Below are 25,959 nucleotides of genomic sequence, written 5' to 3' on the forward strand. Positions count from 1 at the left end.
AGAAGATCACCGTGGGCGTAGTGGATCACCGAAACCTGCAAGTGGAGCGGCCGGAGCAGGTGGCCGCCCTCATCAAGAAGGCCCTCCGGCACATCCCCGCCGAGCGGCTGATCGTCTCGAGCGATTGCGGCTTCGGCCGCGAGGGGATGAGCCGGCGCATCGCCTTCTACAAGATGGTCTCGATCGTGCGCGGGGCCAACATCGTCCGGCGGGAGCTGGGGCTGCCGGAGGCCGAATGCCGCGCGGCCGACCCGCGCTTCGCCCTCGTGGACGAAGGGTGAGGGCCAGAGGCGCCGACTTCACTCATGACCGCCTCCGGAGTGAACTCTCCGGTTTCCCGCCACGCGACCCGTGCAGCGGGCATCCAGGCCCCCCCCGGGAACCCATGGTCTCCTCGGCCGAGTGCCAGGCACCGCCCGCCTCTGATCCGGCTCCCGCGGTGATCCTGGGGATCCGGCTCTCGCGACAGGGGCGGGGTGACATTTCTATAGAACAACAGCAGCCGCTCACGCGGCCCTTGACGACGCCCCTGTCCCGGGAGCAGGATCGCCGCAGGAACCGGATCACAGCCGGGCGGTCTCGGCTCCGGGACCGGCGGCTCGACGACGGAGGGGTCTTTCAGGGGGTTCAAGAGCCCCCCGCATCTGGCGGAGTTCTTTCCCCGTCTCCTGGAGCACAGCACGCTGTACTTCTCGGCGCGGGACGTCCTGAGCTTCCTGGGGCGGAAGTGGCACGGCAAGTTCGAGGGCGAGGTGGTGACGGATCAGTTCGACCATGGGTTCAACGGGCGCTTGCCGGGGCGGCGCGTCAAGCCCCGCATGAAGCGGAACTGGATCAAGATGTACGAGAAAGCCGGGTGGATGCTCCGGGTGGAGACGGTGATCAACGACCCGGAGGAGTGTCGGGTGCGCCGGCGGGTCCGGCGCCGGGGCCGGCGGCGGACCGAATGGGTGCCGCTCAGGAAGAGTGTGGCCTACCTCTTCCGCTACCGCGAGGTCGCGCAGCAGAGCAACGCGCGGTATCTCAATGCGTTGGCCCAGGTAGACGATCCCACCCCCGGGCTCCGGGGGCAGGACACCATCACCACCCGCAAGCACCCGGCGGCGGGCCGGCCTGTCAAAGCCTTCAATCCGGTGGCCCGGCCTGACTACCAGCTCTTTGTTGCCCTCATGGGCGGGGAGCACGCGGTGCACGGCTTCGCGAACCGCGACCTCCGCGCCAAGCTCGCGGGCCACCTGCGTGATGACCCCAAGCAGCACAGTGCCCAGATCAGCCGCCTCCTGCACCGCCTCCACGTCTACGGGCTGGTGGCGAAGATCCCCCGCTCGCGGCGCTGGCGCGTCACGGCGTTTGGCCATCGGGTCATGGGCGCCTCGGTCCGACTCCGCCAGCTCCACTTCCCCGCGTTCTACGCCGAGGCCGCGTGAGGAGCCCGGAGACTTTCATCGCAAGAAGCAAAGAACCAGCGACGGAAGAATCTATCCTCTAAGGTTGCGGTGACCTCGTTTCGCCGGGAGGCGCGTATGAAGCTCCAGCTCGTCCCGGTCCTCATCGCGTTGACCCTCGGTCTTCTTGCCGTGCCCGGCGCGTTGCACTCGCAGCAGCTCGAGAGGGAAAGCGCGCCGTTGCCCCCTGCTGTGCCGATCCAGGATCTGAAGAGCCTCGTGGGGAAATGGGAGGGCAGGGTCACGAGCCGCGGCCTGTCGGCGTCCGAGCCCATCACCTGGACGGTCGATGCCGACGGATCGTACGACCTGGAACCATTCGGGCAAAAGGGGAGACTCGAGATCCGCGAAGGGAAAGTCCGGTTCAAGAACCTCGCGACCGGGCGCACCGGCACGGTGACGCTGCACGAGGGCGGCGGGCGCCGGATCCTGCTCGGTGTCGCGGACGACGGCTTGACCTGGGAGCTGACACCCGCCGCCACGAAACCACTCCCGACGGAGAGAGCAGGCCCTGCGATTCGGATCGGCATCCTGACGATGACTTCGGAGCGGGAGCGCTTCCGGCGGGTGTTCGGCGAGCTGGGGTACGTTGACGGGAAAACCTTCGCCGTCGAGTATCGCTTGGGGCCTCCCGACCGGCTCCCCGCCCTTGCCGCCGAGCTGGTCCGGCTCAACGTGAACGTCCTCGTGGCGGTGGGGACGGCACCAGCGCACGCAGCGAAGCGCGCCACGGCGACGATCCCGATCGTCTTCATCGCGGCGGATCCGCTGGCTGCGGGCCTCGTCCCGAGCCTCGCCCGCCCGGGTGCGAATCTCACAGGCCTCAGCGCCGCGTCGAGGGACATTTCGGCCAAGCGCCTGCAGCTCCTCAAGGAGGCCGTTCCCGTCGCCAGCCGCGTCGGCATCTTGGCGGACCCGACCCACCCGGCAGCCGCGGCTCAGTTGCGGGAGCTCGACGCGGCGGCCCAGGTGTTGAACCTGCAGCTCCGGACATTCCAGGTCCGCGCCCCCGGTGACGTGGAACCGGCCTTCGTCGCGATGGAGAAGGAGGCCGTCGAGGCGGTCGTCGTGCTGCCCCATCCCGTCCTGCTCTTGACTGATTCTGCTATCGTGCGACTGGCCGCGAAGCAGCGCCTGCCGTTGATCGCCGAGTTGCGGCAGTACGCGGAAGCGGGAGGGCTCATGTCCTACGGCACGAGTTATGACGACCTCTTCCGGCGCTCTGCGCGGTACGTCGATCGGGTCCTCAAGGGGGCCAAGCCGGCGGATCTGCCCGTCGAGCAGCCGACGAAGTTCGATCTGGTCATCAACATGAAGACCGCCAAGGCGCTCGGGCTGACGATCCCGCAATCGTTGCTCCTGCGCGCCGACCAGGTCATCGAGTAGCCCGGCTGCGGTGCGACACGTGCGCCTTCGAGCGGTTGCTGCCGTTCTCGTGCAAGGGCCGCGGATTCTGTCCGAGTTGCGGACGCCGGCGGATGACGGAACGAGCGGCCCGCCTGGTGACGGAGGTGCTGCCACGGACATCCACGCGCAGCACCGCGCGGCACAAGTCATGGTCCCACGCCAGCCGGGAGCGCTGCCGATACGGCGGCCTGCGCCCCTGACGCGCCGGCCGAGGTCAGCTGGCCCGGCGGACTCCGAAGGCCGGGAGCACGTGCTCCGCGAAGGCCTGGAGCGCCTCCCAGTCGTAGGGGCCTTCCCGGAGCGCGATGTTGAGACGCTCGACTCCCGCATCCCGGTAGGCCTCCACCATGTCGATCGCCCGACGGGGCGTCCCCCGGAGGAACCCCCGCCGCCTCTCCTCGCCCGGCCAGTGCGCGCGGAACACCGCCTCGGCCCGGGCCGCGCCCGCGTGGTCGGCGCCCAGGTAGAAGCCCACGTTGACGCTGCGTATGATGGCGGACGGGTCGCGCTTCTCCTTCTCGCACCAGTCGTCGAGGACGGCGTTCTTCTGCGTCCACGCCGCCGGATCGAGATAGGGCCCGTTCCACCCGTCGGCGAAGCGCGCCACCGCCCGCAGCGTGCGCTTCTCGCCCTGGCCGCCGATCCAGATCCGCACCCGCTGCTGCAGCGGCTTGGGGTTGCAGCGGGCCTCCTCGAGGCGGAAGTGCCTGCCGGTGAAGTTGGAGATCTTCTGGTCAAAGAGCAGCCGGAGGATCTGCACCGCCTCCTCGAGCTGGTCCTCACGCACGCCGATGCGCTCGAAGGGGATGCCGTAGCCCCGATACTCGTTCTCGTGCCAGCCGGCGCCGATGCCGCACTCCACGCGTCCGCCCGAAAGGTGATCGATGGTGCAGAGGGCCTTGGCGAGGAGGCCGGGGTTGCGATAGTTGACGGAGAACACGAGGCAGCCGACGCGGACCCGCGTCGTGTCCATGGCCACGGCCGACATGGTGCTCACGGCCTCGAAGCAGTCGCCGTCCCCACCCTGCGGCGGGGACTCCTGGAAGTGGTCGGAGGCCGAGAACCAGTCGAAGCCCGAGGCATCCGCCCAGCGCCAGAGGCGGCGCAGCTCGTCGAGGGGCCCGCCGAGGTGGCCCACGTGCACGCCGAAGGTCATGGTCATCGTGTTCCCGCCGCCGCCCGGGAGATGCCGAGCGCGCTCAGCGCGTCGTCACCGTGAGCCCGCCGTCCACCACGAGCGTCTGGCCGGTGACCCAGCGCGCCTCGTCACTGGCCAGGTACACCGCGGCCCACCCCACGTCCCCGCCGGAGCCCTCGGTGCCCAGCGGGCTCGCCCGGCGGCGCCGCTCGCGCGCCTCGGGTCCGAGCGCCTCCACCATCGGCGTCCAGACCTGGCCGGGGGCGATCGCGTTGACCCGGATGCCCCTGCGCCCGAGCTGAGCCGCCGTGCTCTGGACGAAGCCGATGATGCCGGCCTTGGCCGCGGAGTAGGCCGTGCGCCCATGCCCGCGGAGCGCGGCCACCGACGACACGCAGACCACGGCGCCGCGCCCGCGCTCGATCATGGGCGGCACCGCGGCCTGGGTGGCGAGGAACATGGACTTGAGGTCCACGGCCATCACGCGATCCCACTCCTCCTCCGAGGTCTCCATGGGGTCCTTCCGCGACTCGACGCCGACATTGTTGTGGAGGACGTCGAGGGCCCCGTAGCGCTCGAGCGCCGCGGCCACCATGCCGCGGCACTCCTCGGCGCGCGTGACGTCCGCCGCGAAGACGGAGGCCTCGCCCCCTTCGGCGCCGATGAGCGCCACCGTCTCCCCGGCGCGCGCCGCCTCCCGGTCCACGCAGAGGACGCGCGCGCCCTCGCGGGCGAAGAGGATCGCCGCAGCCTTGCCGTTGCCGATCCCGGGACCGCGGGAGCCGGCGCCCGTGACGATCGCGACCTTGCCGGCGAGCCTGCCGCTCACGCCGCGCCGCCCGCCGTCAGCCCTTGAAGCTCCCGTCGAGGCGGACGTCCACCAGGTATGGCCCGCCGGAGGCGAGTCCGCGCGCGAGCGCCGCGCCGACGTCGGGGGTCTTCTCCACCGTCTCGCCGGGGACCCCGAGGGAGCGGGCCAGCCCGACGAAGTCGATGGCGGGGTTCACCAGGTCCATGGCGATGTAGCGGTCGTCCTGGGCCGCGAAGCCCTTCAGCGCGAGCGTCCGCTGCTTGAGGATGCGGTAGGAGGCGTTGTTGCAGATGACGAAGACGACCGCGATGCCCTCGTGAGCGGCGGTCCAGAGGGACTGGATCGTGTACATGGCGCTGCCGTCGCCGACCAGCGCCACCACGGAGCGCGCCGGCTGCGCGAGCCGGATCCCGACGGCGGCCGGCAACCCCCAGCCGATGCCGCCGCCGCGGAGGCCGAAGAAGGAGCGGGGGTCGCTGCAGCGGAGCAGCGTCCGCAGGCCGAGACCCGAGGAGATGGTTTCCTCGACCACGATGACGTCCTCCGGGACGGCCTCGGCCACGGCGGCCATCAGCGCCAGCGGCGTGATGGGACTGCGGCCGGCCTCGGCCGCGGCCCGCCGACGGAGATCGTCGATCGCGGCTTGCCGGGCCCGGCGCTGCTCCTCGATGCGGGCCTGCGCCTGCTTCCGCGCGTCGGGGGTGAGCCGCCGGCGCAGCGCCTCGGCCAGCTCGGGGAGCGTGGCCTTCGGCTCGCCGAGGATGCCGACGCGCGCGGGGTAGTTCTTGCCGATCTCCCACGGGTTCGTGTCGAGGTGGATCACCGGCAGCCCCTCGGGCATGGGCTCCACGTCGGGCGGCAGGGAGAGCGTGAAGAGGTCCCCACCCACGGTGAAGATCAGGTCGTGGGGCATGAGGAGGTTACGGATGGGGGCACCGAGCCGCGGGAAGGCGCCGCGGTAGAGCGGGTGCGTGAAGGGGAAGGAGCACAGCGAGGGCACGCACTCGGTGTAGACCGGCGCGCCCAGCAGCTCGGCCACCTCGGCCATCTCCGCCAGTGCGTCTCCGTGGGCCACGGCGTCGCCCGAGATGAGAATCGGGCGCTTCGCCGACACCAGGAGGTCGGCGGCGGCCTCCACGGCGGCGGCATCGCCGCGGACGCCCGGCGCGACGCGCGTGGGCGCCAGGAGGTCGAGCTCGCGCTCTGCGTTGAGGACATCCACCGGCATGGAGAGGAAGACGGGACCCGAGGGATGGGCGAGGGCGGTCTTCGCGGCGCGGCGCACGGCGCGGGGGAGGTCCTCGAGGCGCGTGATCTCGTGGGACCACTTCACGTACGGGCGGGCCACGGGGGGCAGATCGGACCAGAGAATGGGCTCGGTGAGGTTCATCGCCTGGTCGTGCTGTCCCGCCGTGAGGAGCAGCGGGGAGCCCGCCTTGAGGGCGTCGTAGAGCATCCCCATGGCGTTGCCCAGCCCCGGGGAGGTGTGGACGTTCACCACCGCGAGGCGGCGGCTGGCCTGAGTGTAGCCGTCGGCCATGGCCACGGCGACGGACTCGTGGAGTCCCAGGATGTAGCGAATACGCGACTCGCGCGCGAGTCCGTCCATGAGCGGCAGCTCCGTCGTGCCGGGGTTGCCGAACATGCACTCGACGCCTTCCTGGACGAGGATCTCCAGGAACGCCTGCTTGCCGGAGAGAAAGGGCATCGCGCCATGATACAGCCGCTTCCTTGACTCCGCCAGGGGCGGAGGCTACGCTTCAGGCGCCATGTCGGCCCCCTGCCCGCTCCCGCTGCTGCAGGCCTGCCGCCGCGAGCCCACACCGTATACGCCGGTGTGGCTCATGCGCCAGGCGGGCCGCTACATGCCCGAGTACCGCACCATGCGTGCCAGGCACGGCTTCCTCGAGCTGTGCAAGACGCCGGAGGCGGCCGCCGAGGTCACGCTCCAGCCCGTGAAGCGCCTGGGCGTGGATGCGGCCATCCTCTTCGCCGACATCCTCCTGGTCCTGGAGCCCCTCGGGGTGGGACTCGAGTACACGCGCGGGGACGGGCCCCGCATCCACCGCCCCGTGCGCAGCGCGGCCGACGTGGAGCGGCTCAAGCCCGTGGACGTCGAGGAGGCGGTGCCCTTCGTGTTCGAGACCGTGCGCCTCGCGCGGCAGGCGCTGGGCGAGCGGCTGCCCCTCATCGGCTTCGCGGGGGCGCCGTTCACGCTCGCCTCGTACCTCATCGAGGGCGGCGCCTCTCGCGAGTTCCTCCACACCAAGCGCTTCATGCGGGAGGCGCGCTCCGCCTGGCACGCGCTCATGGGGCGCCTCGCGACTGTCACGGCCGAATACCTGAACGGCCAGATCGCCGCCGGCGCCCAGGTGGTGCAGCTCTTCGACTCGTGGATCGGGACGCTCTCCCCCTCCGACTACCGCGAGTTCGTCCTGCCCCATACCCGGGCGGTCATCGCGGCGATCGAGCCGGGAGTGCCCGTCATCCACTTCGGCACGGGGACGGCCGGGCTCTTGCCCCTGATGCGGGAGGCCGGGGGCGACGTCCTCGGGCTGGACTGGCGCGTGGAGCTGGGACCGACCTGGGAGCGGCTCGGGTACGACGTGGCGGTGCAGGGCAATCTCGATCCAGGCATCCTCCTCGCCTCCGTGGGCGAGATCCGGCGCGCGGTCGAGGAGATCCTCGCCGGCGCCGCGGGGCGGCCCGGCCACATCTTCAACCTCGGCCACGGCGTCCACCAGGAGACGCCGGTGGATCATGTCCGGGCCCTGGTGGACATGGTCCACGACATGTCGGCACGATGAGCGTCGCCAGACTTCGTTACTCGGTCGCCAGCGGCGCTCAACGTACGGGGAGTACGCCTCGCGTCGCTGGCTCCCTCGGGCCTCGTCTGGCTCGCTCCTCGCGCCGACATGGAGGTGGGGTCGAGGCGTGTGTCGACGGCCGCCACGAGATGTCGGGGCGATGAGCGGGAGAGACTCGGTCCTGCTCATCGCCTTCGGGGGGCCCGAGCGGCCGGCGGACATCCGGCCGTTCCTCGAGACGGTCGCGGCCGGCCGCCGCATTCCGGCCGAGCGCCTGGAGGAGGTGGCGCGCCACTACGAGGCGATCGGCGGCCGCTCCCCCCTCGGCGAGCACACCCGGCGCGAGGCCGAGGCGCTGCGCGCGGTGCTGGCGCGCTCGGGGCGCGGTGCGCCCGTGTTCGTCGGGATGCGCAACTGGCACCCCTTCCTCCCCGAGACGGTGGCCGGGATGCGTGACCGGGGGTGCCGGCGGGCTCTCGGCATCATCCTGTCCGCCTTCCAGACGGAGGCCTCGTGGGGACGCTACATGGCGGACGTGGCCGCCGCGCGCGACAAGGTGGGCGCCGACGCGCCCGAGATCGCGTACGCGCCGGCGTGGGCCGATCGCCCCCTCTTCGTCGCGGCCATGGCGGACCGCGCCGCCGAGGCGCTCGCCCGCGTGGCGGCCGAGCGCCGGGGGAGCGCGGCCCTGCTCTTCACGGCCCACAGCGTGCCTGCAGCGATGGCGGCCGGCTCCCCTTACGTCGCGCAGTTCGAGGGCGCGGCCCGCGACGTGGCGGCGCGGCTGGGGCACGCGCGCTGGTCAGTGGCCTACCAGAGCCGGAGCGGCTCGCCGCACGACCCGTGGCTCGAGCCCGACATCGCCGAGGCCCTCCGTGCCCTCGGCAAGGAGGGGGCGAGGGACGTGGTCGTCGTGCCCCTGGGCTTCGCCTGCGACCACGTGGAGGTGCTGTACGATCTGGACGTGCAGGCGCGCCGGGTCGCCGTGGATGCCGGGCTTGCCTTCCACCGCGCCGGCACCGTCTCCGACCACCCCGCCTTCATCGCCATGCTCGCCGACCTCGTCCTCGACACCCCGACCGAGCCGTGACTGCTCCCGCATGCTGAAGCTCGTCGTCGTCGGAGGGGGGATCGCGGGGCTGGCCGCGGCGCACCGCGCCGTGGAGTACGCGCGCGAGCGCCGCCGCCCCCTCGCGCTGACCCTCCTCGAGGCCACCCCACGCCTGGGCGGCACCATCCAGACCGAGCGGCACGACGGCTTCGTCGTGGAATGCGGTCCCGACTCCTTCCTCTCCGAGAAGCCCTGGGCCCTGGCGCTGTGCAAGCGGCTCGGCGTCGAGGGGCGGCTCGTCGGCACCAACGACCGCATGCGACGCAACTTCGTCGTGTTCGGCGGGCGGCTCCACCCGCTCCCCGACGGCTTCCAGCTGCTCGCGCCCACGCGCTTCGGGCCATTCCTCCGCAGCAGCCTCTTCTCGTGGCGCGGGAAGCTCCGGATGGGGCTCGACCTGCTGCTGCCGCGCGGCGGCGAGCCCGACGAGAGCCTCGGGGCCTTCGTCAGGCGGCGCCTGGGGCGGGAGGCGCTGGAGCGGGTCGCCCAGCCCATGGTGGCCGGCATCTACACCGCCGATCCCGAGGAGATCTCCCTCGCGGCCACCATGCCGCGTTTCCTCGAGCTGGAGCGGAGGGACCGGAGCATCGTCCTGTCGATGTGGCGTGCCGCGCGGCGGGCGCCGGCCGCCGGCGGCCAGTCCAGCGGTGCCCGCTGGTCGCTCTTCGTCACCTTCGCCGAGGGGATGGAGGAGCTCATCCAGAGCCTGGCGGCGCAGCTCCCGGCGGAGTCCATCCGTCTCAAGGAGCGGGTGACCGAGGTGACGCGCCAGGGCCTGGGCTGGCGCGTTGCGACCGCCGCGGGATCGGCGCTGGGCGCCGATGCCGTCATCCTCGCCCCGGAGGCGCACCAGGTCGCCCGGATGCTGCGGAACCTGGATCCCGCCCTCGCGCATCTGCTCGAGGAGATCCCCTACGCCTCCTCGGCCACGGTGACCTTCGCCCACCGGCGCGCCGACATCGGGCATGCGCTGGACGGCTTCGGCTTCGTCGTGCCGCAGGTGGAGGGCCGGCCCATCATCGCGTGCACCTTCTCGAGCGTGAAGTACCCGGGGCGTGCGCCCGGGGGCCACGAGCTGCTCCGCGTCTTCATGGGCGGAGCGATGAACGAGACCGTGCTCGAGCGCTCCGACGAAGAGCTGGTGGACGTCGCCCGGGCCCAGCTGGCCGAGCTGCTCGGCGTGAGAGGGGAGCCGCTCTTCGTGCGGCTCTGCCGCTACCCCAAGGCGATGCCGCAGTACCAGGTGGGGCACCTGGGCCGCGTGGAGGTCATCGAGCAGTGCCTGCAGCGCCATCCCGGGCTGGCGCTCGTGGGGGGCGCCTATCGCGGCGTCGGGATCTCCGACTGCGTGCGCTTCGGTGAGGAGGCCGCGGTGCGTCTCCTCGACGCCGCCGCGCCAGCCGAGGGCTAGGCGTCCTCGCGACCCTGATGCCGGCGGAGCGAGATGCGTGCCCGGACGTTCAGCTCGACCACTTCCTCCCAGCGGCCGCCGGCGCGGAGGATGGCCTCCATCGCCGCGCGGCGCGGGTCGCCCTTCTTCGGGAAGGACAGGGCGCGCACCCAGATCTTTCGTGTCTCGTCGAGCGGGAAGGACACCCTCCGCTCCACGGCCACCGTGCGCTCCCGGTCGAAGGGACGGTACCGCTCGTAGTAGGTCGTGAGCTGCTGTCCGCCCAGCGCCAGGTAGTCCTCGGCGGTCATGTCCTCCCGGCTGACCTGGATGTCGGGCGTGAACGTGGCGGCCCTGAGCGCCGCCTCGTGGCGGCTCCAGTCGTAGCGGTCAAGCCAGTATGTGGCCAGCTCCCGCAGGTACGCGAGGTCCGTGCCGTGGCGCCAGCCGCTGCCCGGCGCCTCATCGGGCCAGCGCGCCCGCCCGAGCCGCTCGCGGAGGTCGACGAGCACCTGGCCGGGGACCGCGACCGTGAAGGGCCGAGGGATGGGCACGGTCAGTGGGCCTCGCGGATCCGGCGCGTCCATCCTCCGCTCATCATATCGCGGCCCTCGGCTATCGGGGCGCGTAGGACGGAGCCGACGGCCGCCCGTCCTGCTTCGCCTGAGGACGATCTGCGATGGCAGGCTGGATATGTAAAATGGTTACACGACGCATCGCACCACCCTTCCTGGCGTTCTACCGGCTCCGCTGGGACTTCCTCCAAGATTCCGGCCGCTTCAACGGCGCCAGCTCCACCGGGCGTCTCACATGCCGCTCGCTGGCATGTCGGTTGCTGGAAGGTCCAGCAGAGCCAGCGGCGCCCCTGACAACGTCGCAACGTCCGTCGAGATCAAGGGGTGACCATGGGTCCGTCGACGGGACCCGGCCGGAACAGGGCCCGGACTGTTGATGAGCCAGGATCCTGGCTCCAAAGGAGGGTCAAAATGAGAACGCTCGTTTCTGGCATCTGTACCCTCGCGCTCGTGGCCGGTCTCGTGGCCGGCTGCGTGGATTCGGGGCGCGACCAGGTGGGCGAGAACCCGAGTGACCGCTCGCCCTCGGCCTCGCCGCCGACGGCGCCATCCGACACCCCGCCCAGCTCTGGCGCCGAGAGCAAGCCCGGAACTCCGGGTGCTCCTGGCTATACGCCGGCACCGGGGCCAAGCGGTAGCAGTGGTACTGACACCGAGAAGGGCAGTGCCGGAAGAAGCCGCTAGCGCGGCATAGCGCAGCCCCTCTCGGCAAGCCTCGCCGGGGCCTGCCCCGGCGAGCACGACATCCTCCCCCTCCGGGCGCCCCGCGGCGGGGCCTTCCGCCGCGAGGCGCCCCTCACTACAAGTTTCTCGACACGGCGCGACCGGATATGTAATACTTACGTGGGGTAACTGTTCCACACCAGCTTGGGCCGGTTTCCTCGACTCTTCTCGCGAAGGAGATCGTGGTGCCGGTCTTCCGTCGAGCGTCCTCCAAGGTGTGGGTGATCCTCGTGCCCGTCATCGCCGCCCTGGCCGGCTGTAGCAACGGGCGGCTCGTCCTCGCGCTCGCCCTTGACCCGACTCTGCTGGCCCCCCCCTCCGACGCGCGGGCGCTCCGCTCCACCGAAGCGGCCGTGCGGGGGATCGCGGCGATCATGGCCAAGAACTTCGGGCTCCCGGTACCCGGCCGGGTGACGGTGTACCTGTACGCTGGACGCCAAGCCTTCGAACAGGGCTTGATCCACGACGCGGATCTGACTCCGGTCCGCGCGGCCGAGCTGAGCAACTTCGCCATCGGCATCGGACTGCCTCGCCAGCTCCTCCTGATGGAGAGTGGCCCCGAGCGAAGCGAGCGCGAATGGCTGCGGCTCATCGCCCACGAGCTCACCCACGTGTCGCAGATCGAGCTGGCCGGCGGCGAGGGACGGGGGGAGCAATGGCTTGCCGAGGGCATGGCGGAGTGGGTCGCCTTCGCGACGCTGGAGCACCTGGGGCTCGACACGATGAGTCGGCGCCGCCTCGCGGCGACCTCGGGCATCCGCACTCACTCGACGCTGATCCAAGCCCGGCTGGATCTCGAGAAGCTCGGCACTCCCCGGGGCTTCACAGCCTGGCACTCGCGGGAAGGCTCGCTTCCCATCTACCAGCTCGCGTTTCTGATAGCCGACTATCTCATCCAGCGTCGGGGCCTCGACAGGGTGGTGGCATACTTCACGTCCTTCACCACGTCGCGCGATCGACATGCGAACTTCCGGCATGCGCTCGGTGAGACTCTCCCGGACTTCGAGGCAAGCGTCCTCGCTCATCTCAAGGCGACCGTGGATCTCGCGGCGACAGAGCTGCCGCTCGACGCTTCGTCCCCCGCGCCCGGTGTCGTCGCGGCCCTGATCCCGCCCCAGGGCTGAGAAGGCCCGCGCCTGCGGGTCTGACCGCCGCCGCCGATGTCTGCCGGCTTGCTCGCAGCAAGCCGCGCGGGGAAGGGCGGGAAAGTCTTTCCAGCCCGCCGGGTACTTCTTTCCAGTTCCACGGATGCCAGCTCCAGCCTTCCCCTCGGAATCCGGGTCCCTCGGGCCAGAGAGCCACGGCGATCACGCACTTGCGGCAGGCGCCCCACCGTGGCACGCCCGATGCTGGGGTTCCCCTTCGTGCGGCCCTCTCGTCACCCGGGATCGGCGCCGGCGGGGCGACCCGCCACGGCCCTGCGGGGGAACGCACAAAGGAGGGAATTGAGCCATGTTGCGAACGCCCCTCGGAAGGAAGATCGCCATGCTGGTCGTCCCGATCGCGATCGGTTCGGCCGTTCCGGCTCCGGGCTGGGCCGATGTGACGCGGCATTCCGGCACTGTCCTGGCTGTCGACCGGGACGCCGGTACCCTCGTCCTCGGCGAGGTCGGGCCCTGGCGGGTCACGGACGGCGTCACCGAGGTGACGCGCCTCACCATCGCGCTCAGGCCCTCGACCGAGGTGGTGATCGTGGCCCGCTCGGCGGGCGCGGGGCCCACCGGATGGGTGGGGGAATTCGCCGAGACGCCGCTGGGCGAGGCGGAGCTTGGGCAAGGCAAGTTCGTGACGGTGACAGTGCAGCGGGAGGGCGGGCGGCTGGTGGCGCAGAAGGTGTCGGTGGTGGCTCCCGAGCCCTGAGTTCTGGCTCGGCGTCCTCAGGTGCGGCCGGGCGTTCTCACGCTCGCTCCAGCCACCAGACGACAACATCCAGCTCCTTCGCGAAGTGCAGCAGCGGCGGGTGGCTCGGAAGCCGCAGCCCGCCCGCCGCGGCCACCGTGTTCAGCTCGATCGAGGCTTCGGCCGGCTGGAGTGGCCAGGGCAGATGATGGATCACCGCGCGCAGGATGTTGCCTGCGCGCGTGGTGTACAGGCAGTAGCGCTCGACCAGGAAGAACTCGATCGAGCCCGGCCGCGCGCGGCGCGCGGGCCCGATAGGTCCATACCTGGCGCGAAACTCGGCCGGCACCGGCGGCTGCAGGCGCTCCGAGACATACTGCACAGCTGCTCTCGGCAGGGCCGGCGCCGGAGAGGCGAGTCTGTCGCCGATGTGTCGCCCGGCCATGACGGACATCCGCGCATGGAAGTACGGCAGGGAAAAGGCGACGCGCGCGCCCACCACTGCGCTGCGGCTCGTCACGTCCAGCGAAAAGAAGAAGACGCCCGGCTTGCCGTCGATGGTCAGGTAGGTGCGCACGTTCAACTCCGGAAAGGTCGAGAACCCCGGGATCGGGGGCATGAACCGGGGCCTCACGTGCGACATCCAGAATGGAATCACGCCCAGCCACGCCAGGCCGTCGAACGTGTCGAGAAACGGCCGCAAGGCCGGCGGGAGCACGGCTCGGAGCTCCCGCGGATCAGCCGGCCAGTGCGCGAACAGCAGATCGTGCCACCGCTGGCGCATGATCCACGGCGTGGCGGGGAGCGGAAACGGCCGGTGCGCGGCGTGGTCGAGAAGACTCACTCGCGGACGAGCGTGAGCGCGACTCCGTTGATGCAGTAGCGGAGCCCGGTCGGCGCCGGCCCATCGTCGAAGACATGGCCGAGGTGATCTCCGCAGCGCCGGCAGTGGATCTCGGTCCGCACCATGAAGAAGGCCCGGTCCGTCGACGTGCCGACCGCGCCCTCGATCGGCGTCCAGAAGCTCGGCCAGCCCGTGCGGCTGTCGAACTTGGTATCGGAGGAGAACAGCGGCAGGCCACAGCCGGCGCAACAGTAGGTCCCGCGCCCGTGCTCCGTGTCGAGAGGGCTCGTTCCCGCACGCTCGGTCCCATATTCACGGAGGACGTGGTACTGCTCGGGGCTCAGGTGCTCCCGCCACTCGACCTCGCTCTTGGCTACCTCGAATGTCTTGTCCTGTTTGGGTCTGGCCATGGCTCTGGCACTCCTGGCGCTGGAACGTCGGTGTTCGCGAGGTCATGGTGCCACAGATGCCGGCCGCCCGGCCGAGACAATCCAACGCGGCGTCGGACTGTGTGCGCGAACTGATGTCAGGAGGCGACTCCCCGAGGCGGCCGGCACACCAGACCGAGTCAGTAACGCCGAGCGGACTTGCCCGTGCAGGTGCCTGTCGTCGATCGCGGACCCGACAGGCTGGAATCCCTGCATGAACCGGCGACCCCTCCAGTGCGCGGCCTGGTTGTGGACATCCGGGAGGCGAAATCCGAGCGGGCCCGTTGCGGGGCGGGGGCGCTCACCTCATCGCCCCCAGCCTTCGAGCAGCGCGTAGGCCAGGGCGTAGCCGGCGGCGATGGCGATGGCAAACCGGGCTCCGGCCGCCATGGCTGCCGCCACGGGCCGCTCCTCGTCCCCGATCGCGCGCGCGGCGATCGGGAGCACGGCCAGGAACATGAGGAACTCCCCCGCGGGGATGTACAGGGCGCAGTAGTCTCCCAGCATGACGCGAGCCGGCTCGTACTTCCACCAGCCGGCGCGGAACGCGAAGTACTCGTAGAACCCCACCGTCACGCCGGCGCCTGTCGCGCAGAGGAGGGAGGCCGCCAGCGCCGCCGCCCGCGTGCCCCACGCCGCGCGCCAGAGGCCGTAGAGCCGCACGGCCGGGTACCCGATCTCGACGATCACGCACGCCCAGGCCAGCGGCATCCACACCGGAGAGCCGAGGAGCACCACGTCGTTCCCGCTCAGATAGACGAGCCGCCCCGCCGAGACCCAGTGGATCAGCCCCCAGTCCACGAGGAGCTCGAACGCGCCGGCGACGATCCCGAGCGCGAAGAGCCGGGACAGCGTCTCTCCGCCCCGGCGGCGCAGCACCTCCCCGGCCGAGAGGTAGCACGCGGCGCGGATGAACAGGCCGGCGTAGGCCCAGAACTTGCCCGACGGGGAGGCCGGATACGGAAAGAAGATCGCGGCGACGAGGGTAAGGGCCAGGCCGGTGACCGTTCCGAGCAGCCACAGACCGTCCGAGGCCGCGCTGAGCTCCCCGAGGCGCGCGGTGAAGCCCGGCCGCTCGAGCGCCGCGGGCTCAGAAGACCGGGCGCTCGACATAGGTGCCGAAGAGCTGGCGGAGCCGGGCCACGATCTCGCCGAGCGTGGCGCGCGCCTCGACCAGCTCGATGGTGACGGGCATGAGGTTGACGGCCGGATCGCGCGCCTCCCGCTCGAGCCGGTCCAGCAGGAGCGCCACGCGGGTGCCGTCGCGCCGCTGGCGAGTCTGTCGCAGGCGCTGGATCTGGCGCGCCTCGACGGCGGCGTCCACCTTGTGGATGGGCACGGGCACGGGGGCGGGCGGCTCCACGAGCATGTTCACGCCGATGAGCGGCTGCTCTCCCGTGGCGCGCTGGCGGGCGGTGGCGTAGGCCGAGTCCGCGATCTCGCGCTGGAAGAAGCCCTCCTCGATGGCCTTGATCGTCCCGCCCATGGCGTCCACCTTCGCGAGGATCTCGACGACGCGCGCCTCGATGTCACGGGTGAGGGCCTCCACGTAGTACGAGCCGCCCAGCGGGTCCACGACGTTCGGGATGTGCGTCTCGTGGGCGATGATCTGCTGGGTGCGGAGGGCCACCTTCATGGCCTCCTCCGAGGGGATCGCGTACGCCTCGTCGAGGCCGTTGGTGTGCAGCGACTGGGCGCCGCCCAGCACCGCCGAGAGCGCCTGCAGCGCCGTGCGGACGACGTTGTTCATGGGCTGGGCCTTCGTGAGCGTCGCGGCGGCCGTCTGGCAGTGGAAGCGGAGCCGCATGGACGCAGGCACCGTGGCCCCGAAGCGCTCCTTCATGAGGCGCGCATAGATGCGGCGGGCGGCGCGGAACTTGGCGACCTCCTCGAAGAAGTCGGCCTGCGCCACGAAGTAGAAGGCCAGTCGCGGGGCGAAATGGTCCACGGGCACCCCCGCCCGGGTGACCTCCTCCACGTAGGCGATGGCATTGGCCATGGTGAAGGCCACCTCCTGCACGGAGGTCGCCCCCGCCTCGGAGATGTGGTAGCCGCTGATGTTGACGGGGTTGTACCGGCGCATGTGCCCGGCGCAGTAGACGATCGTGTCGCGCATGATCCGCATGGACGGGCGGATGGGGAAGATCCACTCCTTCTGCGCGATGTACTCCTTGAGGATGTCGGCCTGAACGGTGCCCGAGAGCGCGTCGAGGTCGTTGCCGCGGGAGCGGGCCAGCGCCACGTACATGGCGAGCAGGATCCAGGCCGTGGGGTTGATGGTCATGGAGACGGAGATGCGCTCGAGGTCGATGCCGGCGAAGAGCGCCTCCATATCGTCGAGGGTGTCCACGGCCACCCCCTCGCGCCCCACCTCCCCGAGCGAGCGCGGGTCGTCGGAGTCGTAGCCCATCAGGGTCGGCATGTCGAAGTCCACCGAGAGCCCCGTCTGCCCCTGCGCGATGAGGTAGCGGAAGCGCCCGTTGGTGTCCTCGCCCGTGCCGAAGCCCGCGATCTGCCGCATGGTCCAGAGGCGACTCCGGTACATCGTGGGGTAGGGGCCGCGCGTGAACGGGTACTGGCCGGGCAGCCCCAGCTCCTCGAGGGTGGCGCTCTCGAGATCCTCCGGCGTGTAGAGGCGCCTGACGGACAGGCCCGAGCTCGTTCGGGCGTCGGGACGGGACTCGGGCTGGCGCTCCGCGAAGGCGCGCAGCTCTCCGGCTTCCCACGCCTCTCGACGCGCCCGGGCACGGGCGATCAGGTCACGAGTGAACAGAGGGTTGCGCTCGGCAGCGTTCATGGCGTCCTCCCTCTCGGATCAGCGGCTTGTCCTCGCTCCCGCGCCGGGACACGGTCGCGCGGATCGCGCCGCCGGAGCCCTCCAGGACGCTCGCCGGGGGGCGATGTCACCGGGGATGGCGGGAGGCGACCAGGGCGCCCAGGCGGGCGACCAGGGCGTCGGGGGTCGTGTCCTGGAGGATCACCTCGGCGACTCCCATGGCCTTGAGCGGCGCCACGTCCTCATCGGGGATCACGCCGCCAGCGACGAGGAGCATGTCCTCGACCCCGGCGGCGCGCAGCAGGGCGAGCACGCGCGGGAAGAGCGTCATGTGCGCGCCCGACAGGATGCTGATCCCGATGATGTCAACGTCCTCCTGGACCGCCGCGGCCACCACCTCCTCCGGCGTCCGGTGGAGGCCCGTGTAGATCACGTCCATGCCCGCATCGCGGAGGGCGCGCGCCACGACTTTGGCGCCGCGGTCATGGCCATCGAGACCCACCTTCGCGATGAGGACGCGGATCGGCTGGACAGTCATGAGGAACTCCCCGAGCGTAGGGGCATGGGGAGGCGCCGGTCAAGCCCCACGTGGGGCGGGGACGGGGACCCGCTGTCCGGAGCCGGGACCCTAGTTGCGGGAGCCCCGGGACACCGCCGCCCCCGCGGGGAGCGAAGGCACGCGCGGGGCGACGGGCCGCGGGGCCCGTGGACCCGACGGCTTGGGCGCATCTCCCCCGCTGCGTGGGGCGTCCAGTACCTCGCGCACCTTGGCGGTGAGCGCGTCCGGCGTGAAGGGCTTGGACAGGAACGCGACGCCGGACTCCAGCACGCCGTGGCGGACGATGGCGTCGTCCGTGTAGCCGGAGATGAAGAGGACGCGCATGTCGGGCCGGCTGATCGTCAGGTGCTGCGCCAGCTCGCGGCCGCTCATCTGGGGCATGACCACGTCGGTGACCAGGAGATGGATCCGTCCGGGGTGACGCTGGCTGATCTGGACGGCCTCGGCGCCGAGCTTGGCCTCCAGCACGACGTAGCCGCTCATCTCGAGGATCTCGCGCACCACCTCGCGCACCCGGGCCGCGTCCTCGACGAGGAGCACGGTCTCCGCCCCCCGTGCGGTCGTCTCGGCGGGGAGCTCCACGCCCTGGCCGGCCTGTGAGTCCAACTCCTCGGGCACCACGGGGAGGCAGATCTTGAACGTCGTGCCGCGCCCGGGCTCGCTGTAGACCCAGATGTGGCCGCCGCTCTGCTTGACGATGCCGTAGACGGTGGAGAGGCCCAGTCCCGTGCCCTTCCCCGACTCCTTGGTGGTGAAGAACGGCTCGAAGATGCGCGCCCGGGTGGCGGCGTCCATGCCGGAGCCGGTGTCCGTCACCGCGAGGAGCGCGTACCGCCCGGGGGCGGCCTCGCCGTGCTGACGGGCCGTGACCTCGTCCAGCTCGAGCGTGCCAGTCTCGATGGTCAGCCGCCCGCCGTCCGGCATGGCGTCGCGCGCGTTGACCGCCAGGTTCATGATCACCTGCTCGATCTGCCCGGGATCGGCCTTCACGGAGCCGAGATCGGGCTTGGGCACGGTGACGAGGTGGATCGTCTCGCCGAGGAGCCGCTGCAGCATGGGGTGCATGCCGCCCACGATGCCGTTGAGGTCGACCACTCGCGGCGCGAGCACCTGCTTACGGCTGAAGGCCAGGAGCTGGCGGGTGAGGCTCGCCGCCTGCTGGGCGGCCTCCCGGATGCCCTCCGCGTTGCGGCGCAGCGTGTGGCCCTCGGGGAGGCGGCGGAGGATGAGGTCGCTGTCGCCCTGGATGACCATGAGGAGGTTGTTGAAGTCGTGAGCGACGCCGCCGGCCAGCTGGCCCACCGCCTCCATCTTCTGGGCTTGGCGGAGCTGGTCCTCGCTCTGCCGGAGCGCTTCCTCGGCTTGCTTGCGCTCCGTCAGGTCCACGGTCAGGCCGCGGAGCTGGCGCGGCTGGCCCTGGTTGTCGGGGGCCACGTGCACGATGTCGCGCACCCAGACCGACCGGCCGTCGGCGGCCACGGCCCGGTACTCGACCTCGTGATCCGTCCCCGCGGCGAGCGCCTGGCGGGACACGGCCAGGACCCGCTCCCGATCCTCCGGGTGAATCCGCGCGCTCCAGAAATCCGGCTCCCGCAGCCAGTGCTCGGTGGGGTAGCCGAGGAGCGCCTTGGCGCGCTCGCTGACGAAGGTGAACCTGAAGGTGGCGGCGTTCGCCTCCCAGACGATGGCGTCGAGCCCCTGGACGAGGTCCTGGAAGCGCTGCTCGGAAGTGAGGCGCGCGGCCTGCAGCCGCTCCTCCTCGCTCAGGTCCTGGACGATCAGGAGCAGCCGCGCCTCCTCGTCCTCGGCGATGCGGATGCCCGTCATCGTGATCCGCGCCGGGCGGCTCTCCCGCCGGAAGGTCAGCTGGAGGTCGAAGAAGACGTCCTGCTGGGCGACACCGGTCTGCAGCGTCTCGAGGATCCGCGCCACGAGCCCGTCGGCCTGGACGACCTCGACGAGCCGGCGACCCAGCACCTCGTCGGGCCGCAGGTAGAAGGCGTCCAGGAAGGAGCGGTTGGCGGAGAGGATGCGCAGGTCGCCCGACAGCACCAGGAGCCCCGAAGGGACGCTGGCGACGATCTTCTCCGCATAGCTCTTGAGCGTGAAGATCGCGCGTTCCTGCTTCATCTGCTCGCTGAGCAGGAGCGCACGCTGTCGCTGACGCCAGAGGCTGATGAGGGAGGCGCCCAGCGCCACCAGGAGGAAGCCGGCGGCGAGACCGGTCAGCCGGCCCGACTGGTGGAAGTCGGCCAGGGCCTCGTCCGTGTCGATCTTGTGGACGAGCCCCCACGAGGCGTCGGGGAGCCAGCGCGTGGCGGCGAAGACCGGCGCGGAGCGGTAGTCGATCAGCTCGTCGAAGGTGTCCAGCCCCCGAGCCGCGTCGCCGGCCTTCACCGTGAGGGCCTCCCGCGACCGGCCCACGGCACCCCAGCCACCGGCGCTGTGGCGGAAGGGGGAGAGGTAGCCCGGCTCCCGTCCGTCGACCCGGAACAGGAGCAGCTCGCCCGTGCGCGTGCGCACGCTCTCCTCCGTGAGGAGCGGGAAGAGCGATGTCTCGGGAGACATCCGGAGCAGCACCATTCCCAGCATGGGGGGCGCCCGGTCTGCCACCGGCTTGGCGGTGGGGTCCGCCGGGACTGGGAAGCCGAAGTCGAGGTGCTTGCGTCCCGATCCGTCCACCGACAGCTCGACCCGGAAGGCGCCGGAGCCGGCCACAGCTGCCGCCACGGCCGCGGACCCGGGGCCGAGGTCACTCGACCCGCCCGAGCGCGCCACGACCCGCCCCCGCGGGTCGAGCAGGGCCGCGACCGAGTAGCCGTAGGCACGGGTCACGCGGTCCAGCGCCACGCCGATGCCGTCGACGCTCCCGCCTGGCGCCGTCAGGAGGGCGCGCACGGCGGGCAGGCCCGAGAGCACCTCGGCATCGGCCCGGCGGGCCTTGATCCAGCCCGAGACGAGCCGGGCGCGGTCGTCAGCGATAGTCGACATGCGGGCCTTCCAGTGCTCCCGGGCGACTCGCCGCTCGTTGGCGATGTGGAACCACATGAAGCCGGAGACCAGTGCCAGGCCCAGCACGAAGACGAGGACGTACGGCCAGGGGCGGGCCTCGGCGGTGGGCTCTTGGGCGGCCCTGGCGTCTACTGCGGAGCCGGGTGCTGCGATCTTCACGCTCCTGGCCTCTCCGGGGCCTTCACTGGCCAATCGGGGCCGATCTGGAGGACGATGCCTGTGATAGTGCCCCCATGCCGGCCGCCCTGTCGAAGTTTCGCACAGCGCACCCCAGCGCACCCCGATGCCGGGTCACGCGTCCCTCGGCATGCGAGTTCTGTGCCGATATGGCGCCAGGGTTGTCTGGAGAGGTTGAGACTGACAAATCAGGCGCTTGGCTCTCGGCCATCACCCCCGGGGAGAACCCCAGCCCACAGATCCGGGGAGGGGAGTGCCAAATTTTGGCCGGGATGGGTCCCCCGCCGCGGAGCGGGCGCCAGCCGGGAGCCTTCGGAGAATGCGCCGTCCATCGACGCCCTGCGCGCGATCGGGTCACCTCGGGAACAGCCGCTCGGCGTTCCTCCAGGCCAGGGCCTCGGCGATCTCTGCCGGGAGCTGGCCGAGGTAGCGCCTCACTTCATCCACCGACCCCGGCAGGGCCTGCCAGCGCGAGGTCACCCAGGTATCAGTGCCCACCATGAACCGATCAGGGTGGCGAAGGAAGAGCGCCCGCCAGGCGGGATCGAGGACGCCCCCCGGCGCCACGTCGCTGTTGCGCAGCGCCAGCTCGACCCGGAGCCCCGCATACCGGTCCAGGAGCGCCCCGACAGCCTCGGGCCCAGCGGACATCCCGGCATGCGCCCAGAGGATGCGCAGCCGCGGCTCGAGCGCGAAGAGCGCCACGATGGCGGCCTCGTCGGAGTGGGCGTGGAGCGGGATCCCGCGGCCCACCGCCAGGGCGGCGATGCGCCGCATGACGGGGGTGTCGATCTCCCCGCCGTGGAGATGGAACTCCCCGATGCCCCGGTGCACCCCCATGGCGAGGCGCGACTCCAAGTAGGCCACGATGGACGGGTCCTGCCACCAGCCGCCCATGTCCTCGCGCGTCCGGTACGGCCTCAGGATCGGCACGATGCGCGCGGGATCCTTCCGGTACAGCCTGACGGTCCCGTCATCGGGAGTGCTCGAAACCAGGGCTCGAGTGACGCCCGCTCGGTCCAGGATGGCGAGGATGCGCTCCTCGGGGTACTCCGCCCAGTCGGGCGCACTGTAGTGGAGGTGGGTGTCGAAGATCGGCAGGCCGGCGGGCTGGGCCCGGGGCGCGCTCGCCCCGACGAGCACGAGGAGGCCGGCGACCAGGAGCCTTCGCATCGGTCGTCACGATACCACAGCTGTTGCGTCGCCCGGACCCCTCGTCTACCATCGGACTGATATGAAGCGACTCCTGGCGAGCCTGGCCCTGCTCGAGAACCTCGCCTGCGCCAGCGCCGTCGCGGCGCAGACCGCGCAGATCGGTCCCGGGGCACCGGATCCCATCGAGCATTCGCGCGCGCTCTCGCTGCGCCCCCGGCCCGCCCTGCCTCCCGCCCCGCCGCCCGCCGAGCGCGTGGTGCCCGAGCGTCGCGTCCGCGTGCCGGAGACCGGGCAGGAGGTGGTGATCCCCGCCCACACAGAGCGGCGCATCTCCGCCACGCAGGTCTGGGTGCCGCCGCTGGCGGGATTTCCCGCGGGTGACGGCGCAGCTGTCGTCCACTTCCCCGCGGGCGAGCGCCTGCCCGCCGAGCTGCGCCAGGGCCCCTGAGGGGCATTCCGTGCTCGACACCGTCGGCATGAACGAGATCAACAAGGTGTTCGCCGTGACCGATGCCCTGGGCATCCACCGGGAGAAGATCGTCATCCCGCTCGGCACGGGGCAGGGGCGGGTGCGGAGACTCCTCAACGGCAAGCTCGAGATCGTCGTGGACGCCGAGACGCCCATCGACGAGTGGCTGCAGGGACTGCCGGATCTGATCAGGGCCGTCGAGTCCCCGTGAGCGGCGGGCTCCGCCGGGAGCTCGGTCTTGCCTCTCTCCTGGCCGTCGTCTTCTTCAACGTGAGCGGTGGCCCGTACGGGATCGAGGATGTGGTGGCCTCGTTCGGTCCAGGGCTGGCGCTCCTGCTCCTGGTCGTGACGCCCCTGGTCTGGAGCCTGCCGGTGTCCCTCGCGATGGCCGAGATGGCCGGAGCCCTGCCCGAGGAGGTCCTTCAAGGAGCTGATCGTGCTCAACATGTGGCTCTACTCGCTGGCGCTCCTGCTGGAGCTGGGCGCCTTCGTCGCGCTCCGCCTGCGCGAGCCGGACCTCGCCCGGCCATGGCGCGTGGGCGGAGGGCTCACGGGGATGTGGCTCACCGCGGCGCTTCCCGCGGCCGTGTGCCTGCTGGCGATGGCGACGGCCGGCTGGCTCGACACCGCGATGGGCGTGGCGGCGGCGCTCACGGGGCCCGTCGCCTGGGCGTGGTGGGGGCGCGGGAGACCTGCCCTGCCGGTCCAGGCCTGACCGCCACAGGGGACGTGCGCGGTGCTGGCCGGCGACCCGCTGGACGCGAGGGGCTGCGGATGGCCCTCGGCGGTCAGCACCTCAACGCCGTCGCCAGCCGGAGGGCGGTGGCCACGGCAGACTGGCGCGGCGGCAGCGGAGCGATGCGGAGGCCACGGCGCCGCGCCGCGCGCCAGACGCCGGCGCGGAAGCGCGGATCGTCCATGAGGCGCCCGGCCCACGAGACGCGGATCGGGGGCCGAAGGCGCGCCCCCCGCGTGACCTCGTCGAGGAGCCGCGCCAGCTCAGCCTGAGCTTGCGCGATCACCTGGCGTGCCCGGCGGTGGCCCCGGCGGGCGCGCCGGAGCACGCCGGGCGCCAGCGCGGCGATACGCTTCGCCGCATCGGGCGCGCCGAGGAGCCGCCTCAGCCGGGACCAGTGCGGCGCGCCGGCTGTGGCCCTGAGCCACTCGCGCCCGATCCAGAACGCCGAGCCCTCGTCGCCCAGGAGCGGCCCGAGCCCACCGGCCCGCCGGCAGCCGCCGCGCCAGTCGCGGGCCAGGGCGATGGAGCCGGTGCCGGCCAGGAGAAGCACCCCCGGAGCCTCGCCCAGCGCGCCGCGATAGGCCGCCTCCACATCCGGGATGACCCGGACTCGGCGAGCAAGCCCGGCGAGCCGCCGCTCGGCGATGCGGCGCTCCCGGACAGTCCACACCCCGCGCGAGGCGACCACGAGGGCGCCGAGGTCCGCCGGGGCGATCCGCCAGCGGCGGAAAGCGCGGGCGAGATCGCGCTCGAGCGGCGCCGGCCCGGCCGCCGGCCAGCGGGCTGCCCGAGCGCTGCCTGATGCGCTCAGCGCGCGCGCGCGCACCCAGGTGCCGCCACGGTCCACCCCGATCGCCCAGCGCGCGACGCGGCGGCGCGCGGAGGAGGCGGCAGGGCGGCGGGCGGATGACGTCACGCGGGTATTGTACGGGGAAAGCCCCCGGGGAAAACCTTCGGACCACCTCACCGCCGTGGCATGATGATGCACGCCCATGGCCCCGGCGAACCTCGGCGGGTCGCTCACCTGGCCCGACTACGCGGTCCTCCTGCTCTCGCTCGCGCTCCTGGTCATGATCGGCGGCGCCCTCACCCGTCAGCAGCGGGACACTGCCGACTTCTTCCTGGCCCGCCGCCGCATCCCCTGGTGGGCCGCCTGCATGTCCTTCCTGGCGACGGAGATCAGCGCCGTCACGATCATCTCCGTGCCGGCCACCGCTTACAGTGAGAACTGGGAGTACGCGCAGTTCTTCGTGGGCTCGAGCCTGGCCAAGTTCGCAGTGGCCTTCCTGTTCATCCCCGCCTTCTACCGCTACGACTGCGTGACGATCTACGAGTTCCTCAAGCACCGCTTCGGCGCCGCCAGCCAGGTGACGGGCTCCATCTTCTTCTTCGTCACGCGGCTGCTGGGCTCCGGGGTGCGCCTCATGGCCGCGGCGCTGGCCGTGTCGGTGCTGGTGGGCTGGCCGCTCTGGGCCACCATCGCCCTGTTCACCGCCGTGTCCATCGCCTACATCGCCATGGGCGGCGTCAAGGCCGTGGTCTGGACCAACGTCTTCCAGGCGACCATGTTCCTCCTGGGCGGGCTCGCGACGGTGGGCTTCCTTGCCTGGGAGGTCCAGGGCGGGCTCGGGGCCATCTTCGCCACGGCGGGCCAGGCCGGCCGGCTCGGCATCGTCAACTGGGGGCCCGCGCCCGGCGATCCCGACTTCTGGGGGCGGGTGCTCACGGATCCGAACATCTTCTGGCTCGCCATCCTCAACGGGCTCGTGGGCTCCATGGCGGCCTTCGGCACCGACCACGACCTCATGCAGCGCCTGCTCACGGTGGAGACGCGGCGCCAGAGCCAGCGGACCCTGTCGATCACCCCGCTGGGCACCCTCGTGACGTTGGCCCTCTACCTCACCATCGGGGCGGGACTCTACACCTACTACGCCCAGCACGCCGGGGCGCCGGTGCCGCGGCCCGACGAGGTCTTCCCCTTCTTCGTCCGGTCCGCCATGCCGGTGCTGCTCCGCGGGCTCATGCTCACCGCCATCGTGCTGGCCTCCATCGACTCGCCGCTGGGGTCGCTGGCCGCCTCGTTCGTCACCGACATCTACCGGCCGCTGCTGGCGCCGGGGAAGAGCGAGCGCCACTACGTGCGGGTCTCCCGCCTCTCCGTGATCGGCTTCGGCCTCATCCTGGCAGGGCTGGCCTTCGGCTTCTCCTACTTCGACAAGATCCTCTGGCTCGCCTTCAAGATCGCCGGCGTCACCTTCGGCTCGCTCCTCGGCGTGTTCCTGCTCGGCCTGCTGACCCGCCTGCGCGCCAACCGGGCCAACGTCGCCGCCATGGTCATCATGGGCCTGGTCAATCTCGTGCTGCTGGTCCTCTCGGAGACGGGCGTGATCGCGCTCGCCTGGTCCTGGCTCGTCATCCTGGGCACGGCCGGCACCATGGCCCTGGCCTATGGGGGTCAGGTCTTGCATTCCAACACGTAGCCCCGGCCCCGCCGCGGTTGCTGGAATGCAAGACCTGACCCCGGTATCATGCGGGCATGGCCGCCGTGAACGAG

General features: G+C 71.4%; 24 protein-coding genes and 1 pseudogene. 13 read left to right on the top strand and 12 right to left on the bottom strand.

What is annotated here, in order from left to right; all coding sequences use genetic code 11:
• The 4 genes and pseudogenes from HYV93_22655 to HYV93_22670 all read left to right on the top strand — a co-directional run.
• Positions 1-281, top strand: a 281-nt coding sequence (locus tag HYV93_22655) for a hypothetical protein (protein ID MBI2528770.1), incomplete at its 5' end; no start/stop codon positions are given.
• A gap of 471 nt (positions 282-752) precedes the next feature.
• Positions 753-1,427 carry a hypothetical protein gene (locus HYV93_22660; GenBank protein MBI2528771.1) on the top strand — a complete coding sequence of 225 codons (675 nt, stop codon included), beginning with the start codon at positions 753-755 and terminating at the stop codon, positions 1,425-1,427.
• A gap of 96 nt (positions 1,428-1,523) precedes the next feature.
• The gene (locus HYV93_22665) at positions 1,524-2,831 is read left to right on the top strand and encodes an ABC transporter substrate-binding protein (protein ID MBI2528772.1); all 1,308 of its coding nucleotides are present in this window, start codon (positions 1,524-1,526) and stop codon (positions 2,829-2,831) included.
• A 2-nt stretch (positions 2,832-2,833) separates the two neighbouring features.
• Positions 2,834-2,965 (top strand): annotated as a pseudogene (locus HYV93_22670) (transposase zinc-binding domain-containing protein).
• A 101-nt stretch (positions 2,966-3,066) separates the two neighbouring features.
• Here the strand turns inward: HYV93_22670 and HYV93_22675 are convergent.
• From HYV93_22675 to HYV93_22685, 3 genes are read right to left on the bottom strand one after another with little or no spacing between them, the layout of a single operon-like run.
• Positions 3,067-4,008: an LLM class flavin-dependent oxidoreductase gene (locus HYV93_22675; GenBank protein ID MBI2528773.1), complete on the bottom strand. Its 942-nt coding sequence runs from the start codon at positions 4,006-4,008 to the stop codon at positions 3,067-3,069.
• Positions 4,009-4,051: 43 nt separating this feature from the next.
• Positions 4,052-4,819 carry an SDR family oxidoreductase gene (locus HYV93_22680; protein MBI2528774.1) on the bottom strand — a complete coding sequence of 256 codons (768 nt, stop codon included), beginning with the start codon at positions 4,817-4,819 and terminating at the stop codon, positions 4,052-4,054.
• Positions 4,820-4,835: 16 nt separating this feature from the next.
• Positions 4,836-6,509, bottom strand: a complete 1,674-nt coding sequence (locus tag HYV93_22685; GenBank protein ID MBI2528775.1) for a thiamine pyrophosphate-binding protein — start codon at positions 6,507-6,509, stop codon at positions 4,836-4,838.
• 61 nt (positions 6,510-6,570) lie between these two features.
• Here HYV93_22685 and hemE point away from each other — a divergent pair, with 61 nt between their 5' ends.
• The 3 genes from hemE to hemG all read left to right on the top strand — a co-directional run bounded on the left by hemE (position 6,571) and on the right by hemG (position 10,130).
• Positions 6,571-7,608, top strand: a complete 1,038-nt coding sequence (hemE, locus tag HYV93_22690; protein MBI2528776.1) for a uroporphyrinogen decarboxylase — start codon at positions 6,571-6,573, stop codon at positions 7,606-7,608.
• 160 nt (positions 7,609-7,768) lie between these two features.
• A complete protein-coding gene (gene hemH, locus HYV93_22695; protein MBI2528777.1) occupies positions 7,769-8,698 on the top strand; it encodes a ferrochelatase in 930 nt (309 codons plus the stop codon).
• A gap of 10 nt (positions 8,699-8,708) precedes the next feature.
• Positions 8,709-10,130, top strand: a complete 1,422-nt coding sequence (gene hemG / locus HYV93_22700; GenBank protein MBI2528778.1) for a protoporphyrinogen oxidase — start codon at positions 8,709-8,711, stop codon at positions 10,128-10,130.
• On the opposite strand, the gene HYV93_22705 is transcribed toward hemG, so the two are convergent.
• The gene (locus HYV93_22705) at positions 10,127-10,696 is read right to left on the bottom strand and encodes an epoxide hydrolase N-terminal domain-containing protein (protein ID MBI2528779.1); all 570 of its coding nucleotides are present in this window, start codon (positions 10,694-10,696) and stop codon (positions 10,127-10,129) included. The genes hemG and HYV93_22705 overlap by 4 nt on opposite strands.
• A gap of 896 nt (positions 10,697-11,592) precedes the next feature.
• On the opposite strand from HYV93_22705, the gene HYV93_22710 reads away from it, so the two are divergent.
• Both HYV93_22710 and HYV93_22715 read left to right on the top strand, forming a co-directional pair.
• On the top strand, positions 11,593-12,531 hold the full coding sequence (locus tag HYV93_22710; protein ID MBI2528780.1) for a hypothetical protein: 939 nt from the start codon (positions 11,593-11,595) through the stop codon (positions 12,529-12,531).
• A gap of 328 nt (positions 12,532-12,859) precedes the next feature.
• A complete protein-coding gene (locus tag HYV93_22715) occupies positions 12,860-13,267 on the top strand; it encodes a hypothetical protein (GenBank protein ID MBI2528781.1) in 408 nt (135 codons plus the stop codon).
• A 37-nt stretch (positions 13,268-13,304) separates the two neighbouring features.
• Here the strand turns inward: HYV93_22715 and HYV93_22720 are convergent, their stop codons facing one another.
• From HYV93_22720 to HYV93_22750, 7 genes are all read right to left on the bottom strand, one after another.
• A complete protein-coding gene (locus HYV93_22720) occupies positions 13,305-14,030 on the bottom strand; it encodes a DUF2071 domain-containing protein (protein MBI2528782.1) in 726 nt (241 codons plus the stop codon).
• A 56-nt stretch (positions 14,031-14,086) separates the two neighbouring features.
• On the bottom strand, positions 14,087-14,500 hold the full coding sequence (gene msrB / locus HYV93_22725; protein ID MBI2528783.1) for a peptide-methionine (R)-S-oxide reductase MsrB: 414 nt from the start codon (positions 14,498-14,500) through the stop codon (positions 14,087-14,089).
• A 324-nt stretch (positions 14,501-14,824) separates the two neighbouring features.
• On the bottom strand, positions 14,825-15,631 hold the full coding sequence (locus HYV93_22730; GenBank protein MBI2528784.1) for a hypothetical protein: 807 nt from the start codon (positions 15,629-15,631) through the stop codon (positions 14,825-14,827).
• Entirely contained in the window at positions 15,609-17,315 is a 1,707-nt protein-coding gene (locus tag HYV93_22735; protein MBI2528785.1) for a methylmalonyl-CoA mutase, read from the bottom strand. The genes HYV93_22730 and HYV93_22735 overlap by 23 nt, the downstream gene beginning before the upstream one ends.
• 106 nt (positions 17,316-17,421) lie before the next feature.
• Complete coding sequence (locus tag HYV93_22740) at positions 17,422-17,832, bottom strand: cobalamin B12-binding domain-containing protein (protein MBI2528786.1); 411 nt, start codon at positions 17,830-17,832, stop codon at positions 17,422-17,424.
• Positions 17,833-17,922: 90 nt separating this feature from the next.
• Entirely contained in the window at positions 17,923-21,024 is a 3,102-nt protein-coding gene (locus tag HYV93_22745; GenBank protein ID MBI2528787.1) for a response regulator, read from the bottom strand.
• Between the two features lie 372 nt (positions 21,025-21,396).
• Complete coding sequence (locus HYV93_22750) at positions 21,397-22,215, bottom strand: amidohydrolase family protein (protein ID MBI2528788.1); 819 nt, start codon at positions 22,213-22,215, stop codon at positions 21,397-21,399.
• 61 nt (positions 22,216-22,276) lie between these two features.
• Between HYV93_22750 and HYV93_22755 the strand changes: the two genes are divergently transcribed.
• The 3 genes from HYV93_22755 to HYV93_22765 all read left to right on the top strand — a co-directional run bounded on the left by HYV93_22755 (position 22,277) and on the right by HYV93_22765 (position 23,381).
• Positions 22,277-22,645: a hypothetical protein gene (locus HYV93_22755; protein ID MBI2528789.1), complete on the top strand. Its 369-nt coding sequence runs from the start codon at positions 22,277-22,279 to the stop codon at positions 22,643-22,645.
• 10 nt (positions 22,646-22,655) lie between these two features.
• Positions 22,656-22,877, top strand: a complete 222-nt coding sequence (locus HYV93_22760) for a hypothetical protein (protein ID MBI2528790.1) — start codon at positions 22,656-22,658, stop codon at positions 22,875-22,877.
• Between the two features lie 225 nt (positions 22,878-23,102).
• The gene (locus HYV93_22765) at positions 23,103-23,381 is read left to right on the top strand and encodes a hypothetical protein (protein MBI2528791.1); all 279 of its coding nucleotides are present in this window, start codon (positions 23,103-23,105) and stop codon (positions 23,379-23,381) included.
• 73 nt (positions 23,382-23,454) lie between these two features.
• On the opposite strand, the gene HYV93_22770 is transcribed toward HYV93_22765, so the two are convergent.
• Positions 23,455-24,399: a hypothetical protein gene (locus tag HYV93_22770; GenBank protein ID MBI2528792.1), complete on the bottom strand. Its 945-nt coding sequence runs from the start codon at positions 24,397-24,399 to the stop codon at positions 23,455-23,457.
• Here HYV93_22770 and HYV93_22775 point away from each other — a divergent pair.
• The gene (locus HYV93_22775) at positions 24,398-25,885 is read left to right on the top strand and encodes a sodium/solute symporter (protein ID MBI2528793.1); all 1,488 of its coding nucleotides are present in this window, start codon (positions 24,398-24,400) and stop codon (positions 25,883-25,885) included. The genes HYV93_22770 and HYV93_22775 overlap by 2 nt on opposite strands.
• Positions 25,886-25,959: the final 74 nt, after the last annotated feature.

Source organism: Candidatus Rokuibacteriota bacterium, from assembly GCA_016188005.1.
Taxonomy (GTDB): domain Bacteria; phylum Methylomirabilota; class Methylomirabilia; order Rokubacteriales; family CSP1-6; genus UBA12499.